At 65.1% G+C, this 18,649-nt stretch carries 15 protein-coding genes; 7 read left to right on the top strand and 8 right to left on the bottom strand.

Translation table 11 applies throughout. The annotated features are described in order from the left end of the window. Positions 1-101 precede the first annotated feature (101 nt). Genes ACO1P8_RS10955 through ACO1P8_RS10945 form a run of 3 tightly spaced genes read left to right on the top strand, consistent with a single transcriptional unit; the run spans position 102 to position 3,977 of the window. Positions 102-602 (top strand): (2Fe-2S)-binding protein, encoded by a 501-nt coding sequence (locus tag ACO1P8_RS10955; protein ID WP_486295920.1) that lies wholly within the window; start codon positions 102-104, stop codon positions 600-602. After that, positions 589-1,581, top strand: a complete 993-nt coding sequence (locus tag ACO1P8_RS10950; RefSeq protein WP_486295919.1) for an FAD binding domain-containing protein — start codon at positions 589-591, stop codon at positions 1,579-1,581. The genes ACO1P8_RS10955 and ACO1P8_RS10950 overlap by 14 nt, the downstream gene beginning before the upstream one ends. Next, on the top strand, positions 1,578-3,977 hold the full coding sequence (locus tag ACO1P8_RS10945) for a xanthine dehydrogenase family protein molybdopterin-binding subunit (protein ID WP_486295918.1): 2,400 nt from the start codon (positions 1,578-1,580) through the stop codon (positions 3,975-3,977). The genes ACO1P8_RS10950 and ACO1P8_RS10945 overlap by 4 nt, the downstream gene beginning before the upstream one ends. A gap of 41 nt (positions 3,978-4,018) precedes the next feature. Here ACO1P8_RS10945 and ACO1P8_RS10940 read toward each other — a convergent pair whose 3' ends face one another. The 3 genes from ACO1P8_RS10940 to ACO1P8_RS10930 all read right to left on the bottom strand — a co-directional run bounded on the left by ACO1P8_RS10940 (position 4,019) and on the right by ACO1P8_RS10930 (position 7,202). Continuing rightward, positions 4,019-5,011: a Bug family tripartite tricarboxylate transporter substrate binding protein gene (locus ACO1P8_RS10940; protein ID WP_486295917.1), complete on the bottom strand. Its 993-nt coding sequence runs from the start codon at positions 5,009-5,011 to the stop codon at positions 4,019-4,021. Between the two features lie 81 nt (positions 5,012-5,092). After that, positions 5,093-5,815, bottom strand: a complete 723-nt coding sequence (locus ACO1P8_RS10935; RefSeq protein ID WP_486295916.1) for a maleate cis-trans isomerase family protein — start codon at positions 5,813-5,815, stop codon at positions 5,093-5,095. Positions 5,816-5,858: 43 nt separating this feature from the next. Next, complete coding sequence (locus tag ACO1P8_RS10930; protein WP_486295915.1) at positions 5,859-7,202, bottom strand: MmgE/PrpD family protein; 1,344 nt, start codon at positions 7,200-7,202, stop codon at positions 5,859-5,861. A gap of 205 nt (positions 7,203-7,407) precedes the next feature. On the opposite strand from ACO1P8_RS10930, the gene ACO1P8_RS10925 reads away from it, so the two are divergent. Next, positions 7,408-8,334, top strand: coding sequence for a LysR family transcriptional regulator (locus ACO1P8_RS10925; RefSeq protein WP_486295914.1), 927 nt, complete (start codon positions 7,408-7,410; stop codon positions 8,332-8,334). A gap of 35 nt (positions 8,335-8,369) precedes the next feature. On the opposite strand, the gene ACO1P8_RS10920 is transcribed toward ACO1P8_RS10925, so the two are convergent. Continuing rightward, on the bottom strand, positions 8,370-9,422 hold the full coding sequence (locus ACO1P8_RS10920; RefSeq protein ID WP_486295913.1) for an aldo/keto reductase: 1,053 nt from the start codon (positions 9,420-9,422) through the stop codon (positions 8,370-8,372). 109 nt (positions 9,423-9,531) lie between these two features. Next, positions 9,532-10,500, bottom strand: coding sequence for a LysR substrate-binding domain-containing protein (locus ACO1P8_RS10915; RefSeq protein WP_486295912.1), 969 nt, complete (start codon positions 10,498-10,500; stop codon positions 9,532-9,534). A 190-nt stretch (positions 10,501-10,690) separates the two neighbouring features. On the opposite strand from ACO1P8_RS10915, the gene ACO1P8_RS10910 reads away from it, so the two are divergent. The 3 genes from ACO1P8_RS10910 to ACO1P8_RS10900 are packed head-to-tail and all read left to right on the top strand — an operon-like array spanning position 10,691 to position 14,788. After that, positions 10,691-11,662: a Bug family tripartite tricarboxylate transporter substrate binding protein gene (locus tag ACO1P8_RS10910; RefSeq protein ID WP_486295911.1), complete on the top strand. Its 972-nt coding sequence runs from the start codon at positions 10,691-10,693 to the stop codon at positions 11,660-11,662. 51 nt (positions 11,663-11,713) lie between these two features. After that, the gene (locus ACO1P8_RS10905; RefSeq protein WP_486295910.1) at positions 11,714-13,765 is read left to right on the top strand and encodes an alpha/beta hydrolase domain-containing protein; all 2,052 of its coding nucleotides are present in this window, start codon (positions 11,714-11,716) and stop codon (positions 13,763-13,765) included. 9 nt (positions 13,766-13,774) lie between these two features. Next, positions 13,775-14,788: an Ldh family oxidoreductase gene (locus ACO1P8_RS10900; protein ID WP_486295909.1), complete on the top strand. Its 1,014-nt coding sequence runs from the start codon at positions 13,775-13,777 to the stop codon at positions 14,786-14,788. 10 nt (positions 14,789-14,798) lie between these two features. Here the strand turns inward: ACO1P8_RS10900 and ACO1P8_RS10895 are convergent, their stop codons facing one another. Genes ACO1P8_RS10895 through ACO1P8_RS10885 form a run of 3 tightly spaced genes read right to left on the bottom strand, consistent with a single transcriptional unit; the run spans position 14,799 to position 18,555 of the window. After that, complete coding sequence (locus tag ACO1P8_RS10895) at positions 14,799-15,572, bottom strand: pyrroline-5-carboxylate reductase (RefSeq protein ID WP_486295908.1); 774 nt, start codon at positions 15,570-15,572, stop codon at positions 14,799-14,801. A 31-nt stretch (positions 15,573-15,603) separates the two neighbouring features. After that, positions 15,604-16,665, bottom strand: a complete 1,062-nt coding sequence (locus ACO1P8_RS10890; protein ID WP_486295907.1) for a proline racemase family protein — start codon at positions 16,663-16,665, stop codon at positions 15,604-15,606. Positions 16,666-16,719: 54 nt separating this feature from the next. Beyond that, positions 16,720-18,555, bottom strand: coding sequence for a gamma-glutamyltransferase family protein (locus ACO1P8_RS10885; protein WP_486295906.1), 1,836 nt, complete (start codon positions 18,553-18,555; stop codon positions 16,720-16,722). Positions 18,556-18,649 lie beyond the last annotated feature (94 nt).

Genomic DNA, 18,649 nt, shown 5'->3' with positions numbered 1-18,649 from the left:
TCATCGCAGAGGATCGGGCTCAGCGACTGCACGGTCCGCAACATATAGTCGGTACATGACCTGGAATACCTGCCTCCAGGCTGGACTATGTGGGCTCGCGCATGACTCAATCGAAAACCATCACGCTCCGGATCAATGGCGGCGCCAGGACGCTGCCGCTGGATCCCCGAACCACTTTACTCGACGCACTGCGTGAACAGGCCGGATTGACCGGCACCAAGAAAGGATGCGATCACGGCCAGTGCGGCGCCTGTACCGTCCACGTGGACGGACAGCGCGTGCTGAGTTGCCTGACCCTGGCCGCGCAGGCCGAGGGCCTGCCGATCACCACGATCGAAGGGCTGGCCGAAGAGTCGGGTGTGCTGCACGCCATGCAAGCCGCGTTCGTGAAGCATGACGCGTTCCAATGCGGTTATTGCACGCCTGGCCAGATCATGTCGGCCGTGGCCTGCATCCGGGAGGGCCATGCCGGCAGCGCGGCCGAGATCCGCGAATACATGAGCGGCAATATCTGCCGCTGCGGTGCCTATCCCAACATCGTTGCCGCGATCCAGGATGCGGCCCGCACGCTCAACGGGGAGGCGACGCATGCAAGACTTTGAATACACACGCGCCGCCGAGGTCACCGGCGCCGCGGCCCTCGTGGCGGACCCGGCCTGCCGCATCCTGGCTGGCGGCACCACCCTGGTCGACCTGATGAAATGCGATGTCGAGCGGCCGCGGCGCCTGGTCGACATTACCCGCCTCACGGGGCTGGACCACATCGATGTCGACGATACAAGGATACGCATCGGCAGCCTGGCTCGCATGAGCGCGGTGGCCGACCACGCGCGCATCAAGGCTGCCGCACCCGCCCTGGCGGAAAGCCTGGCGCGCGCGGCCTCGGCGCAGATCCGCAACATGGCCACGATGGGTGGCAATCTGCTGCAACGGACGCGCTGCCCCTATTTCCGCGACGCTGCGGGAGCTGCGCCCTGCAACAAGCGGATGCCGGGCTCGGGTTGCGCCGCGCGCGATGGCATCAATCGCAATCACGCCGTGCTGGGCGGCAGCGAATCCTGCATCGCCGTCTATCCGGGTGACTTCGCCACGGCGCTGGCGGCCTTCGACGGCAGGATCCACATCCAGGGTAGCGGCGAGCGGGTCGTCATGGCCGACGAGTTCTTCAAGTCACCGGGCAGCACGCCCCATATCGAAAACAGCTTGCTGCCCGGCGAGATCATTACGGCTGTCGAAGTCCCCGTCACCGCCGCGCTCCGACACTCGCATTACCTGAAGGTACGGGATCGGGCATCGTACGAGTTTGCCGCCGCCAGCGCGGCGGCCGGCGTGGAACTGCAAAGCGACGGAAAAACCATCAAGGACGTCCGCATCGCCCTGGGCGGTGTCGCCACCAGGCCCTGGCGCGCTCGCGCGGTAGAGGCCGAGCTGGTCGGCAAGCCCTTCACCGAGAGCGTCATCAGAACCGCGGCGAACCGCGCCACGGATGGCGCGGTAGCCAGGGAACACAATATGTACAAAATCACGCTGATCCCGCGGGTCGTAACCCGGGCACTGCTGGAAGCCGGGAGTCTCGCATGAGTCACGGATTGGATGTCCTGATCAAGCGCAGGGAACTCCTGCAATTGCTGGCGGCGGGGGCCACCTCCAGCGCGCTGCCGGCCGCTGCCCTCGCAAGCGCGAACGCCGGGCAGGCGGCCGCGCCGTCACCGGCCGCCGCCGCTTCCAGCGACGCGCTCGGTGCCGCCATCCCCCGGGTCGACGGGCAGCTGAAAGTCACCGGGCTCGCTTCCTATGCGATCGAGCATCGCGTCGAAGGCCTGGCCCATGGCGTTCTCGTGCAGTCCGCCATCGCGAACGGTCGCGTCTCGCGCATCGAAACCGATAAGGCGCGAGCGGCGCCTGGCGTTCTGGCCGTGTACACGCACGCCAACGCGCCACGGATATTGCCGGCAACCGTCTACACCAAGGGCGGCGCCGCCACCGAAAGCTTCCTCCCCCTGCAGGACGACCGCGTCCTTTGGAATGGACAGCACATTGCCTTCGTCGTGGCGGAAACGTTGGAGCAGGCCACCGGGGCCGCGCACCTTATCGAAGTCCAGTACGAGGCGTCCACGCCCATCCTGGACGCCGGCAGCCCCGACGCGCCTGTCGTGCCCATCGACGCCCTGGACGTAAGCTGGGGGGATGCCCAGGCCGCCATGCAGCAGGCCGAGGTTCACGTCCATGGCGTTTACACGACGCCCCGGGAATATAACCTTCCCATCGAGCTCCACGCCTGCATCGCTTCATGGCAAGGCGATGAACTCACGGTATGGGAGCCCAGCCAATGGGTGGGCGGAGCCGGGGCGGTCATTGCGGAATGGATGGGCATCCCTGTGGACAAGGTCCACGTCGTCTCGCCGTTCATCGGCGGAGGGTTCGGCAGCAAGGTGTCTCCCCATCCCCATGTCGCCATTACTTGCGCCGCCGCTCGCGCGCTGGGCCGGCCGATCAAGACCTCGCTGACCCGGCAGCAGACGTTCACCGGCTATGGCGGCCGCCCCAGGACCCATCAGGAATTGACCTTGGGCGCGAAGCGCGACGGCACGCTGGTGGCTATTCACCATCGCAGCTGGAACGAGACCGCCATGGAGGACATCCACCAGGAGCCCTGCAACGCGGTGACGCCGCTGATGTACGCCGTGCCGAATTTCTCTTCCCGCCATAGCCTGCGGCGCACGCACACCGTCAATCCCGGATGGCTGCGCGCACCGGGAGAAAACCCCAGCGCCTACGCGCTAGAGACGGCCATGGACGAGTTGTCGTACGAACTCGGCATCGACCCTCTCGAGTTGCGCTTGAAGAACTACGCGGAGAGCGATCCGGAAGCCAGACTGCCGTGGACCACGCGCCAGTTGAAAGAAGCCTACGCCGCGGGCGCGCAGGCCTTCGGCTGGGCCGGACGCTCGCCGCGGCCCCGGTCGATGCGGGAGGGGCGCGAACTGATCGGCTGGGGCATGGCCACGGGGACTTACCCGGTCCGCCGCACACCCGGCCAGGCCAGGATCACCCTGCTCCAGGACGGTCGGATCGAAGTCCGCAGCGCCGGCGTAGACCTGGGAACAGGCACTTATACGATTCTTTCCCAAACCGTCGCCGAGGCATTGGCCCTGCCCGCCGGACAGGTTGACGTCATCCTCGGAGATACCTCGCTGCCGCTGGCGCCGTTGGCCGGCGGATCGCAGTTGGCCAATGTCCTGGTGGGCGCCGTCCACAAGGCTGCGCTTGCCTTGCGCGCCGAGCTGCTGCGGATTGCGGCGATGGACTCCGGCTCGCCCCTGCGACACACCCGGGCGTCGGAACTCGTGCTGGCGGACGGCAAGGTGCTCTCGAGCCGCACACCCGGGATCGCGATGGACTTCGGCGCGCTGCTGCGAGCCACCGGGCGCGACCGGGTCGATGTCAACGCAGACACCTTCGCCGATGGCGCGAATCAGCAGGACCGCCACGAGGCCAACCGTACGTTCAGGAAGATGGTGTCTCCGACCGCTGACGGCGTATCAGCGCACGCCTGGAGCGCGCAATTCGTGGAAGTCCGTGTCGACGAGGATTTCGGTACGGTACGCGTTCGCCGCATGGTGGGCGCCTTCGACAGCGGCCGGGTCTTCAATCCGAAGCTGGCGCGCAGCCAGTGGATGGGCGGGATGATCATGGGCCTGGGCCAAGCCTTGCTGGAAGATGGGGTATTCGATCCAAGGACGGGACGCGTCGTCAGCGCCAGCCTGGCGGACTACCTGGTCGCCGTCAACGCGGATGTGCCCGACATCACCACGATTTCGGTCGGCGTACCGGACCTGCAGGCCACCGCCCTCGGCGGTAAGGCGGTGGGTGAGCTGGGCATAGTCGGCGTTGCCGCGGCCATCGGCAATGCCGTCTACCATGCCACCGGTAAACGGGTACGCGACCTGCCCATCACAATGGAGAAGCTTATCTGACCATCCCCGCCCGCGCCTCGGGGATGCCGCGCGAAGCGACGTCAGTCCAGCTTCGCGCCGGTCAACCGGACCAGGCTGCCCCACCGCTTGACTTCGGCCTCGACAAAGCCGCGGTAGCCGGATGGCGGGAAGTCGGGCAGTTGCATGCCGTATTGGGTCAACTGCGAAGCGACCGCCGGGTCTGCAAGTGCCTTCGTTAGCGCCTTGGCGACGGCATCGAGGATGTCCGCCGGCGTACCGGCGGGCGCCGAAAGCCCATTCCAGGATCCCAGTACAAAATCCTTGTAGCCGAGCTCCACCATTGTGGGCACGTCGGGCAGCGCGGGCGAGCGCTTGGCGCTGGTGACGCCGAGTGCCCGCAGCTTGTTCGCGCGAATCTGCGGAATCGCCGTGGTGATATTGTCGAACTGGAATGCCGTCTCTCCACCCAGCAGGGCCACGAGCGCGGGCGCATTGCCTTTGAACGGTATGTGCAGCGCGTTGATGCCGGTCAGGTGCCGGAAGTACTCGCCGCAAAGATGCAGCGACGATCCATTGCCGCCGGAACCGAATGCCATCGGGTTCGTAGCCGAACGTTCCCTGGCTTCAGCCAGGAACTGCTGGAAGTTCGTCGCCTTTACAGCCGGCCCGACCAGAAGCACATTGGGCAGCGTACCTATCAACCCGATGTGGTCGAAGTCCTTTATCGGGTCGTAGGGCAACCGTGCGTACAAGCTCGGCGCTATCGCCTGCGACGCGTTGTTGGACAGCAGGAGCGTATAGCCGTCGGGCGCCGACTTGGCCGCGCGGTCAGACCCTATGGTGCCACCCGCGCCAGGCAGATTCTGGACGTACATCGAGCCGCCCAGGAACTCGCTCATTTTGGCAGTCACCGCGCGAACGATCACATCGCTGGACCCGCCCGGCGGGAAGGGATTGATCACCTTCACCGGCTGGTCCGGATAGGCCTTCGCGCTGGCGATTTTCGCGAATGCGGGCAGTAGCAGGCCAGCGGCCATAGCCTGCATGGCACGGCGCCGATTGATTTTGTTCATTCATGTCTCCGATTATGGTTTTGCATCGCCCGGCGGCCGGAAGCTTCTTTCCGCGCCGGCCGGTACACGCCGTACACGTGATTACCGTGCGAAAAGCCTGCCGTAGCCGGGCTGCCTATAGTCCACCCCGGCCGTACGCAAAGCGTTCCACATCATGCAGGCTGCTGCCGACACGACGGGCTTCTTCAGATCGTCCTCGAGTTGCTGGATAGCTGGCAGGGTCGGCATCCCGACGCCGCTCAGGAAGATCGCATCGACGTCGCTGCTATCGGCACGTCGCGCCACCGTATACGCTCGCTCGGGCGTCTCGTCATAAACGTTGGGGCAATCCTGCAGGTGCGCATACCGTACGACGCTGATCCCGTGCTGCTCAAGATGCGTCTTGCCTATCAGCGTAATTTCCTCCGAGTAAGGTGTGGCCAATCCGATACGCTTAACCCCTAATTCCCGAAGCGCCGCCAGTGAACTACCGAAGGCCGTAATGAAGCGGCAGCCGGTGGTTCTTTCGACGCGCGCCGTAATCTCGGCCTCGCGTTCCGCGCCTATGGTGTAGCTCGTGGCCGTGTGGGCCATGACGATGACCGCAGGCTTCACCATTGCGAGCAACCGTGCGCACTCGTCCACGCTGGCGGCCTGGCGCCGGTTCCGCTCTTCCTGGCCCCATTGCGTTCCCACGCCCTCGGAAGCGTCCATGCGCGTGAAATGCACCGAGACCCCCGGGGGCGCCAGGCGCGGCATTTCGACCTCCACGGTAGGCGCGCCCGGCGGCACCATGAATCCGATCTTTGCTCTCCAGCCGTACATCTTCCTCTCCTGTAAATGTTTCGTTTTCGACGTGGCCGGCAAGCTAGGCGGTGGACGCCCGCAGCAGAACGGTCAGTTCATTGACATCGCCGATATGCTCCAGACTGCCCACCATCTCGATGATCCGCTCGGCACGCCCATGGCTGGCCGCCGCGGCGATGCGTCTGAACTTGGTTTCGGTCTTTTCCCTGGACGGTTTCATGGTTTCGCCTTCGGATCCCGTCATGCGCAGAAGCCGGCCGTCGGAGGTGGCGATTTCGACGTCCACCTGGTCGCCGCGTTGACTGTCGCGTACCAGTTCGATCTTCTCCGCCAACCTCAATACGCCTTCGTCTCGCAGGTTCTCGTAATAGTCGTATTCGTCGATCGGGCGGCCCAGCAGCGCGGCGGCGACACAGAATCTGGCGGAAATCCTGGCGTGCAAGGCACTGGCGAAGGGCGCCGTATTGGTAAACCCGGGATTGGTGAACGTCGCATCCGAGACCGTGACGCGCACATGATCGATGCCGGCCGCGTCCAGCCCATGCCGGCTCGCGAGCGCCAATGCCAACGCCACCGGCGTCTGTACGAACATGCAGATCGGATACTCCTTGTAGACCGTCTCCGTTATCAGCAGTCGTTCGCCCAGGCCGGCCACCGCGCGGTGCGCCTGGTCCGCGGTGTTCGACATGGCCTTGTAGAAACCCGCCTCGCCCTCGAACGCAAGGGGCGAGGCCGTCGCGCCGGCTGCCGCCAGCATGGCGGCGCATGCGCCGTTGCGGGCGGCCATGCCGACATTGAGCTTGACGTCCATCGTGCCAGTCAGGAAGCCGGCACCGAAGCCGCCCGCGAACACGCCGGCGCAGCCGAGCGCGTCGCGCGTTTGCAGGACGTCCAGGCCCAGGGCCCGGGAAGCCGCGGCGGCGGCGCCTATGGTCCCCGCCACGCCGGTGGCCCGAAAACGCGGCAGCATGCCGGGGCCGCCGATATAGGCGCGCGCGACGATCTCATAGCCGGCCACCATCGCCGCCAGCAGATCGCGCCCGCCGCGATGCTGTTCTTCACAGGATGCCAACGCGGCCGGCACCACGACGGCGCCGGGATGCGACTTGTACAGGACGTCATCCTGCGTCCTGCCATTGATCAAGGTCGCATTCACGAACGCCGCGTCGGGCATGGCGTAGCCACCCGCATGACCGATGATGGTGGCGCGACCGCCTCCCTGCCCCGCCAGCGCCATCGCCACGGTGGGTACGGGCAGGCGCGTGGCCGGGATGGAGGTCGCCAGGCAGTCCAGCAGACGCTCCTTGGCGAGTTCGACGATCCCGGCGGGAAGTTCCTCGAAACGCAGGCCGCTCGCGAAACTCGCCCAGCGGCCGCTGACGCTTTTCATGGAATCATCGGGCATGGCCGCGTCCTCCTCGAAGGAGTCGCATCCCGGGCGTCGCCCAGCCACATGCAATTCCCGCCACGCGCCCGTCAAATGGTGCGTCCATCGTTGTCTCCGTTCTGATGATTGCTTACAGCCGCTACGGTAGGAGAGCGCCAATCCATTGACAATGCGCCGACGCGCAAACTACCTTTTCGTTTTCTGAAAAGATGAAGACCGCCGCGTGGATACCATCGTCTGCATGCAGCTATTTGCCCGTTCCGTGCAACTGGGCAGTTTCTCCGCCGCCGCGCGCCAGGCCGGGATCGCGCCGGCCAGCGTATTCCGCGCGGTGAATGCCCTGGAAGATTCGATAGGCGCCAAGCTGCTGAACCGCACAAGCAGGCGGCTCGCGCTTACCGAGGCGGGAATGCTCTACTACGAGCGATTGCAGTCCATCCTGGGCGCAATGGACGAACTGAAAGCCGACATCGGGCAACTGCAGGCCACGCCGAAAGGCACGCTGCGGGTACTGTCGCGCGTCGCCTTCGGGAACAAGCATCTTGCCCCCATCCTGCCTGAGTTTCTGCTCCGGCACGGCGGTTTGCGCGTGGAGTTGATACTGTCGGACCACCCCACCGATCTGGTGGCGGAGAAAATCGATGTCGCGATTCTGTGGGGCGACGTCACCAGTCCCTCGCTGGTCAGGCGCAAGCTGGTTTCCAGCCCGCGCACCGTCTGCGCCAGCCCACGCTATCTGGACAAGTACGGCAGGCCGCAGCGCCCCGCCGACATGGCGGGACACAACTGCCTGACCTTCCGGTCGGATGTGCCGCGCCCGGCGTGGCGATTCATCAAGGACGGCGAATTGACCGAAGTCGCGGTGTCGGGAAGCCTTCGTTCCGACGGCAGCGAAGTGCTGAGGGAAGGCGCATTGCGCCACTTGGGCGTGGTGCTGCTACCCACATGGATGGTCGGCCCCGATCTGGCCGCCGGCCGCCTGGTGCCGCTGCTCGCGGAATACCAGGCGAGCGCCTTCGGGTTCGACGACGACGTGTGTATCGTGACGCACAAGGCCCGCCATCGGTCCCTGAAGGTACAACTGTTCATCGAGTTTTGCCTGGAGCACTTCCGGGCGCGCACCAACTGGGCCTCGCTGACAACCGGGTAGCGCGCGCAGGCGGCCTGCCCCCCGCGGCGATCGGCTCATACCACCTTGCCGCCTTCCGGCACCGGCGCATTCTGCTCGATAAGCCCTTGCCGTTTCAGCTCTTCCCAGAACGCGGCGGGAATCGTGTCCTTCATCGAGCTGGCGTTGGCCAGTGCCTGGGCTTCGGTGTGGGCCCCGACGATCAAGGCCAGGGCCACATCGGGCGCCGCGGAGAACTGCAAGGCCGCGGCGCGCAGGTCGACTCCGAATTGGCTCGCGACAGCCCGCAGGCGGTCGCGCTTGGCGATGTGCTCGCTTGAAATGTTCCACCGGTTCGCGCCGTAGTTATAGCGCGCGCTGCCCGAGACAAAGCCCGCATTCAGGGAGGATCCCACGACGAACCCCACGCCGTGCTCGCGCGCCAGCGGAAATACATTGTTCAAGGCATAGGCATGGTCGACCAGCGAGTACTGCGAAGCCAGCAGGCACACGTCCGGGTCGGCCTCCCGAATCACGCGCATGATGGGCTCCGGCGTATTCACGCCTATTCCCCAGGCTTTGATCATTCCTTCATCGCGCATGCGCGACAGCGCGGGGAACGCCCCTTTCAGCGCTATCGCGAATTCCTCGGTCCAGGGCCTGGGCAACAACAGGTTGTCAGGCGAGATGTCGTGAACGAACAGCACATCGATATAGTCGATGCCCAGGCGCTGCAGGCTATCCTCCACCGACCGGCGCACGCCATCCGCGGTGTAGTCGAACACCACGTTGTTCGGCGAGTCGCTGAAGGGGAACATCTCCCTGCCGTTGTTCTTGGGCGATGCCTTGAGCAACTTGCCGACCTTGGTGGAAATCAGGTAACTGTCACGAGGCTTGTTATGCAGGAACATGCCGAAGCGGCGTTCGGCGCTGCCCAGGCCGTACCACGGCGACACATCGAAGTAACGTACACCGGCGTCCCAGGAAGCCTGCAGCGTCCTGTAGGCATCCCTATCCGTGACGACTTCGAATTCGCTGCCCAGCGGCACCCCGCCCAGGCCGAAGCGATACTCGGGCTTGAAGACGGTATGCGCTCGAAAATCACGTCGGCGATTCAATGCGACAGACATCGGTCAACTCCTGTCGGAAGAGGTCGAAGGGATACGCCGCGGGAAACCGCCGCAATCGCGGCCCGCGGCGCCAGACCTATCATCCTACCGAGAAAGGTATGACCTTTTGTTATTTATTCTCGCCGACAGAAACGCGGTCGCCCCCGGCCGACACCACCGGGCGCACACCTCGCCATGCACCGCCATGCGCCATCTCCAGCATCAGTTCCAACAGGGTCCGCGCGACCGTCTGGCAGGTGCGGCTTACCGATGCACTATGCGATATGCATAGTGACATCCGCCTGAACAGCGGCGTGTGTGCCAGCGGTCTCAACACGAAGTCGTACGCTTGCCCAGCCTCCCAGCCCCGCGTGGCCGACCAGGGTTGCAGCGTGTGTCCTATGCCGGCCGCGACCGCCGCCAGCGAAATACCGGTCGACGACGTTTCAGCCACCAGGCGCAAGGGCAGTCCGCCCCTTGCCAGCACTTGTTCGTAAAGCACGCGCACCGAGTTCGGAAAGCTTGGAAGAATCAGGGGCAGTTCCACGAGTTCCTCTATCGGAATGGGTCCTCGCCCGGGATGGTCCCGTCGCGCCACCAGCATGATCTCTTCGTCCAGTACCGGCGTGATCTGCATGCCGGCATGAGGACGAACCTCCACGCAAATTCCCAGGTCGGCTTTCTGGGTCGCGACGGCTTCGGCCAGCTCCGCGGTGGATCGCTCGACCAGCTTCAGGCGTATGCCGGGATAACGATCGGCAATGACTCGCATGAGGGGGATGGCGAGGATCCGCGACGTGCTGGTGGGCAGGCCTATCGTTACCTGGCCGGCCGGCGTGTCGCGATGCGTCTTCACGGCAGCCCGGGTTTCCTCCAGTTGCCGCAGCACGCTCTTGGCGTGCCGATAAAGGATGTCGCCCGCCTTCGTCGGCTGTACGCCGCTATGCCCGCGTATCAGCAGCGGGGTCTCCAGTTCGCCTTCCAGGTTGGCCACGTGCTGGCTCAGCGACGGCTGCGCGACATGCAATGCCTGGGCCGCCGATGAAATGCTGCCCAGATCGACGATCTGGATGAAGTACCGAAGTTGACGTAGATCCATGCGCACCTCTTGTCGACGCCTGCCTGCGTGGAAAACAGCGAAGGCCATCGTGAATTCCTATGGCCCCATCGTTATTGCATATTTGTGACCGCTCGCGAGCGTCCATAGAATCGTTCGTGACAACGTTCTTTGCTTGGCAAGGACCGTGTCGCGAAGACATACATGCATAAATGCACAAGGGGATTCCATAATGTTCATGCGTCTTACCGCCAGCATTGCGGCGGGCCTGGCGGTATCGCTGGCCGCCACCCAAGTCCACGCCGCCTATCCCGCCGCTCCGATCCGGCTCATCGTCCCGCAGTCCGCCGGTTCGGGAGTCGACTCGGTGGCGCGCATCCTGAGCGACAGGATGTCGCAAACGCTGGGACAGTCCGTGGTGGTGGAGAACAGGCCCGGCGCCAACGGCGTGATTGCCACCGCTTACGTTGCCAAGGCCAAGCCCGACGGCTACACCTTGCTGCTTAGCGGCTCTTCGCCCATGACGTTGAATCCGGGCCTGTACAAGCATCTGCCCTACGACCCGATCAAGGACTTCACCTATATCGCCGGCGTGGCCGAGAATCCTTTCGTACTGGTGGCGAGCAAGGCAAGCGGGTTGAAGTCCTTCGCGGATTTGAAAAAGGCGGCCACCGCCCACCCCGGGCGTTACACCTTCGCCAGCGCGGGCATCGGCAATTCCACCCATCTGGCAACCGAGATGGTCGCGTACCACGCGGGAATCAAACTGATGCACGTGCCGTTCAACGGTTCCGGCCCCGCGTTCAGTTCGGTGATCGGCGGCCAGACAGACCTGATGTCCAGCGTGGTCGGGCCCGCGCTGCCGCAGCTCCTGGCGGGCGCGGCCACGCCCTTGCTGATCATCGGTGCCGACGCCATCCCGGAACTGCCCGGCGTGCCGAGCGCCCGGCAGGCGGGCCTGGATCTGCCCACATTGCCCACCTGGACCGCCGTGGTCGGGCCGGCCGGCATGGACCCCGAAGCGATCAAGGTAATCGAAAAGGCCGTGCAGGACGCGCAGCAGGACAGCCGGCTGCAAGCCCAGTTCAAGGCCCAATACCTGTCGATCTACCGCATCGCCGGGCCCGCCTTGACCGACAGCATCAAGAACGACATCAAGGTATGGACCGGGCTGATCCATCAATTCGGCATCAAGGCCGAATGAAGGATACGCGCCGCGCCACCTGCCTACGCCTACCCCCCATTGGAAATTCGCATGCCCCCCACCTTGCGGTACACCCTGACCGATCGGCGTCCATTCGCGCCTGGTCACGAATTCGCGGATGCCGGCGCCTATGAACTGCTGAGCGGAAAAGTCGGGTTTCTTGCCGACCCCAGGGCGCCGGACCTGGCTAATGTCGTGGACCTGGACAAGGCGGAGCGCAACGCGGACGGGCTGGTTGCCTACCGGGCGGACTTCCAGCTGCTTAAACCATGCGACATGGCGCGCGGCAACGGCCGGCTTTTCTTCGATTACGGCAACCGCGGCAACAAGCGCGCCCTGCAGTTCTTCAACGATGCGCCGCCGGTCAACTTTCCGACCGGATTGGAACATGCCGGCAACGGCTTCCTGATGCGGCGCGGGTACGCGATTGCGTGGCTCGGCTGGCAGGGCGACCTGCTGCCGGGCGGGGGCCGGCTCATCCTTGAAGTCCCGATCGCGACCGATGGCGGAGACCCCATCCGCGGGTGGGTCAGGACCGAATTCGTCCCCACGCGCGCGGGGACCTATGTCTACCCGTTGTCCAGCCTGGCGTCGACCCGCAGCTATCCGACGTCCGACCTGGATACCGGCCACGCCCGGCTGACCCGGCGCCGATATGCGCATTCCCGCCGCCAGGATATCCCCCAGGATGCCTGGGCCTTCGCAAGACTGGAAGACGGCATAGGCGTGGACAGCCAGGGAGAAGAGCGGGCCATCGTCGCGTCGCGCCATCACATACTGCTGCACGAGGGCTTCGAGCCGGGCTGGATCTACGAGCTCTGCTATCGGGCCCAGGATCCGCGGGTGCTCGGCCTGGGCCATGTCGCGGTGCGCGATTTCGTCAGTTTCCTGAAGTACCACGACATGGACGCGGCCGGGCAACCGAACCCGCTCGGCCAGGGCGAGATGCGTCCACGCAAGGCCTACGCCTGGGGCCGCTCGCAAACCGGCCGCTGTATCCGCGATTTCGTCCATGGCGGATTCAACGCCGACGCACGGGATCGGCGCGTCTTCGATGGCGTCATGCCGCATGTCGCTGGCGCAGGAAAGATGTGGATGAATCAGCGCTTCGCCAATGTGACGCTGCTGCCGGGACAGCACTACGAGAATCACGACACCCCGGCCGACCGCTTCCCGTTTTCCTACGCTTCCTGCACGGACGTGCATAGCGGACGCACGGATGCCGTTTTGAAACGGCCGGACACCGATCCGCTGGTCATCCACACCGACAGCTCCTCGGAATACTGGCATCGCCGCGCAAGCCTGGCGCACACGGATACGGCGGGCCAGGATTTGCCGCAGCCCGATACGGTCCGCATGTATATGTGGTCGTCCTCTCAGCATTTCAGCGCGCCGGGCCCCATCCGCCCGAGCGCGGGTCTGAGCACGAACTACCAGAACTGCGTGTCGACGTCGTTCTTCTTTCGTGCGCTGCTGGACCGCATGGACGAATGGGCCACGCACGGCACGCCACCGCCCGCCAGCCGCATTCCCCGGCGCGCCGACGGTACGCTGTGCGACTACGACACCTGGAAGACGCAATTTCCCGCCATCCCGGGCCAGATGATTCCGGGGTCGCCCAGCACCCTGGAGCGCGTGGATTTCGGGCCGGACCTGGATCGCGGCGATGTGTATCCGCAACCGCGCGTACTGCCGGGCCAGGCCTACCCTACCCTCGTCCCGGCGGTCGACAGCGACGGCCTGGACGTCGCCGGCGTACATGCGCCGGCCGTGCGCGCGCCATTGGGCACCTACACAGGGTGGAGCATGCGCAGGCGCGAGTTCGGCAATGGCGCCATGCTGGGCACTACCGGCAGCTACATTCCATTGCCCGACACGCCGGATGAACAACGCGTGACTGGCGACCCGCGTCCCTCCATCCTGAGCCGCTACGGAAGCGCCGACGGCTATCGCAACGCGATCGCGCAAGCGGCGCAACGCCTCGTGGAACAAGGGTTCATGCTGCAGGAAGATTTGCCGCGCGCGGTCGAGGAAGCAGGCGACTGGGGCCGTCCCCGCCACGACACCCGGCTTGCCGCCGGCGCAACCTCGGACACGGAATAAGGCACAACGATGGAAGATGCCGTCCACTTGTCCTTGGAAGACGTCTATAACCTGTCCTTCGACGTCCTGACACGCAGCGGCTTTTCCGGGCTTCACGCGGCGGCGATCGCGCATACGATCACCGCCGGGCAGCGCGACGACTGCCATTCGCATGGTCTGTATCGATTGTTCATGTGCGTGGACACCATGCGAGCCGGGCGCGTCGATCCCGCCGCCTTGCCGGATATCTCGCATCCGGCGCCCGCCATCGTCCAGGCGAATGCAAAGCGCGGTTTCTCTCTGCTGGCCTTCCAACAGGGCCTGCCGCATCTTGCGGAGACGGCGCAACGTTACGGGATTGCCGCGTTGGCGATCAACGATTGCTTCCATTTCTCCGCCTTATGGCCCGAAGTCGAAGCCATCGCGGCCCATGGCCTGGCGGCCATCGCGATGACGCCCAGCCACAGCTGGGTGGCTCCCGCCGGCGGCAGCAAACCCGTGTTCGGCACCAATCCCTTCGCCTTCGCCTGGCCGCGCGACGGCAAGGATCCCTATGTCTTCGACTTCGCCACCAGCATGGTGGCGCGCGGCGAGATCGAATTGCACCGCCGCGCGGGGCGGCCCATCCCCGAAGGCTGGGCGCTCGACAAAGAGGGGCGTCCCACCACGAACCCCGCCGATGCCCTGGAGGGAGCGCTGCTGACCTTCGGCTCGTACAAGGGATCGGCCCTGTCCACGATGATAGAACTGCTGGCCGGCCCCTTGATCGGCGACCTGACCAGCCTGCAATCGCAGGCCTTCGATGCCGGCGCGGGCGCCACGCCTTTCCATGGCGAATTGATCATCGCAATGGATCCGGCTCTGCTGGGACGCGGCAGATCGGCGCAAGGCAGCCAGGCGGCGGAGGCGCTGTTCGACGCCATCGTGGGCCAGGGCGCCCGGATGCCGTCGCAGCGCCGCTTCGAAGCCAGGAAGAAGAGTATCGAGCATGGCGTATGGATCAGCGGGTCGCTCTACGACGACATCCGGAAGCTTGCGCGCTGAGCCGGACGGCTCAGGCTTTCCGTATACGCTGCAATATCCGATCCAGTGCCGGCGCGAAAGCGCCGAAGGATCCCTGCGCGGACAAGTCCTGGATCATCTGTTCGTTCAAGCCACCGCGCGTGGAAAACTCCTGGGCCAGTTCCGGGAAGGGGGTGCCGGTGTCCTTGGCAACGGAACTCAAGCCGCAATAGAAGGATGCCAGGTAGGACCGCGCGGTGGCGGAATCGACGCCATTTTCCTGCAGCCATTCGCCTTGCGCGTGCAGCATGGTGAAGAAGCTGCCCATGAGCGCCGTCGCGGCGAACAGCACGTCGAACGCGGATTCGTCTTCGACCTCCAGCCCCAGGCCGACCTGGTCGAACAGGCGCGCGGCCAGCGGGTCCGCGGGATGGATGATGGTCGTTCCCAGGCCCCGCGCCACCATGGGCAGCGGTGCCAGCCGGGTAATGCGCGCGACCTCGGGCAGGAGCGCCGCAAGCCGGTCCAACCTGAAGGTTGCGATGAAGCTGAGCACATGGTGCCGGGGCGAGAAGCGCAAGCCGGCGAGCACGTCCATCGCGATCTGCGGACGCACGGCCAGGCAGACGACATCGCAAGTGTCCAGCACATCCTGGTTGTCGGCCGCTACCCGCACGAAGGAATAGCGCGCGGCCAGCCGGGCTGCCGTCTCCGCGTTGCGCGGCGACACCACCACCTGGGCCGGCCTGTCATGCGAGGCCGCCAGCCCTTGTATCACCGCCTCGGTAATGCTGCCGGTCCCGATGAAGCCAATTCGTTCAAGCATCTGTATATCCTTGTCCCGCGATATGAATGTTTCACTTCCGCGATCTGATCAGCTTGTCGTCCACCGCTTCCTGCCAGGTGTCGGCCAACGTGAAGCCGAGCGGAAACGGGTCGGTGGGATCGAGGCCGAACTGAGTGATACCCGTGATCCAGGCCTGCCCCGCCACGGTGGACCCAACGGCCGGATAATCGCCCACCGTCGTGGTCGACGTGATGCGCGCCTCGAACTCCGTGCCGATGATGGATTCGTGTATGAAGGTCTCGCCCACGCCAATCTGCCCCTTGGCATGCATGACGGCCAGGCGCGCCGACGTGCCGGTGCCGCACGGGGACCTGTCGCAGCGGCCGGGCGACACCACGACCGCATTGCGCGCCCGCAATACGCCATCCGCGCGGCGCGGCGGCAGTACGAATTCCGTTTGCGTGATGCCCTTGATATCAGGATTCAATGGATGCGGGGAAGGCAGCTGTTCGGCGGCCGCGGCCTTGATGCGTTGGCCCAGTTCACAGATATCCCGAGCTTCGTCGGGCGTCAGCCCGAACCCGAGCGCCGCGGCATCGACGATGACGTAGGTCATGCCGCCAAAGCCGACGTCCACCTTCAGGGTTCCCGTGCCGGGCACTTCTATCATCCGATCCAGATGGTTGGCGAAAGCCGGCTGATTGGTGAATTCCACGCTGGTTACCTTGCCATTGGCGCACCTGCAGCGCACCAGGATCAGGCCGGCAGGCGACTCCAGCATGACTTCGGTCATGGGTTCGGTCATCGGCAATATGCCCGTTTCCAGCAGCACGGTCGCCACGCATATCGTGTTCGACCCCGACATGGCCGGATATTCCATCGACTCGGCGATGACGTAACCCATGCGGGCACGAGGATCCGTGGGCGGCAGCACGAAGTTCACGCTCTGGTTCGGCCCGCCCCTGGGCTCGAACAGGCAGATCCGCCTCAGATCGTCCCGGTGCTCTTCGAAGTGCACCATCTTGTCGAACATGGTCTGGCCGGGTACGTCGATGACGCCGCCCGTCACCACGTGGCCGATCTCGCCAGCCGCGTGGCAGTTCACCATGGTCAATGTCTTGTTCCAACGCATCCGCCCTGCTCCTTCGATATCCGGTCTCGCGCCATCCTTCCCGCCATCCAGCTGTCAGCGGCCCACGGCGTAGCCCTGCATGCCACGCGGATTCGCCGCCGCCTTCAGCAACCTGCGTCCGCCGGGAAGCATCTCCTGCGTGCATGCGGTAATCCGGCCCTCCGACCACGACGGGCCGACGGTCACGTCGTGCCCGGCCTGGCGCAGCGCTTCGACCGTTTCCGGCGGGAAACGATCTTCCAGTATCAGCCTGTTCAGTTTTACCGGCCGCGGCCAAAAGGACGTCACGAAGTGTTCGATATGCCAGGCCGGGCAGTCGATCGCCTCCTGCAGATTCATGCCCTGCATGTGCCGGATCAGGAATGCCACCGTCCATTGATCCTGCTGATCGCCTCCGGGCGTGCCGAAGCACATATACGGACGCCCCCCGCGCAACGCCAGCCCCGGGGAAAGCGTCGTGGTCGGCCGTTTGCGCGGCTGCAGCGAACCCGGCAGGCCATCGTCCAGCCATGCCATCTGCATCCGCGTCGTGATCGAGAAGCCCAGTTCCGGTATGGTCGGGCTGGCCGCCAGCCAGCCGCCCGACGGTGTCGCCGACACCATATTCCCGTGCCGGTCGATGACGTCCAGATGGCAGGTATCTCCGACGAAGATTTCATCGTCGGCCCACCTGTCCAGGGGCGGCAACTGGGCGAACGTCGGTTCGCCCACCCCATAACGCACATCGGCGTCACGCAAGGTGCGCTCGGCGATGCCCAGATCGGGCAGCTTCGGCCGCGCGCCACCGGGCGATCCGGGCCGGATCTCACGGCTGGCGACGGCCTGGATCAGGGCAGCGCGGTCGCGGGCGTACGCAGCGCCCAGCAGGTCGCCGACCGGCACCGCGGCGAACTCGGGATCGCCGTACCATGCCAGCCGATCGGCGAAAGCCAGTTTCGCCGCCTCGGCGATCGTGTGGACGAACGACGCGGACAGCGGATCCTGGCGCTCTACCTTCAGCTCGCGCAGCATGGCGAGCTGTTGCAAATGCACCGCGCCCTGCGACCAGGTGCCGCACTTGGCCACCGTGTAGTCGCCGTAGACCACCGTCAACGGGTCTTCGTACGTTGCGCGCCATTCGGCCAGATCGGATTTGCGCAGCAAGCCGGCGTTTCTTTCTCCGGTGGTATCCCAGACCCGCTCATCGCGATAGAAGCGGTCGATGGCGTCAGCCACGAAACCGCGATACCAGGCGTCGAGCGCGGCTTCGATGCGCCCCGCCCTGTCGCCGGCCTTCGCGCCGGCCAGATCGAGGATGCGGGTATAGGTCGCGGCGATCGCCGTGGACCGCAGCAGACGGTCGGGGCGCGGTACCTTCCCGCCCGGCAGCCAGGCCTGTGCGGACGTCTTCCACTCGTCGCGAAACAGCGGCGACACCGCCAATATGGACGCCGACACCCGGGAAACGATGGGAAAGCCCTCGCGGGCGTACTCGATCGCTGGCGCCAGGACATCCGCCAGCTCCCACGTGCCGTAGTCGCGCAGCAGCGTCAACCATGCGCCGAAAGCGCCCGGTACCGCAGCCGGCAACAGACCGATGCCGGGTATCTGGCTAAGCCCCAGCCGGCGGAAATAGTCGGTGGTGGCCAATGCCGGCGCGCCGCCCTGGCCACACAAGCTGCGCATGCGTTTTTCGCCTTCGCTCCAGAAAAGCACGGGGACCTCGCCGCCGGGACCATTCAGGTGCGGCTCCACGATCTGCAGCACGAATCCGCCAGCCACCGCCGCGTCGAAAGCATTGCCGCCGCGCTCCAGCACGCTCATGGCCGTTTGCGAGGCAAGCCAATGGGTACTGGAGACCACCCCGGTCGTACCCCTGATTTCCGGCCGCGTGGTAAAGGCATCCGACATTCCGAGACTCTTATCTATCGATGGGGCCTTCACGATAGTGGGTTGGTCGTCGGCCATCATCGGATCTTCTCATTGTGGGATAAGCTAGTGCTTA

The sequence above is a fragment of the Bordetella sp. genome (genome assembly GCF_057362025.1).
This window is presented reverse-complemented; position numbering and strand designations above follow the sequence as displayed.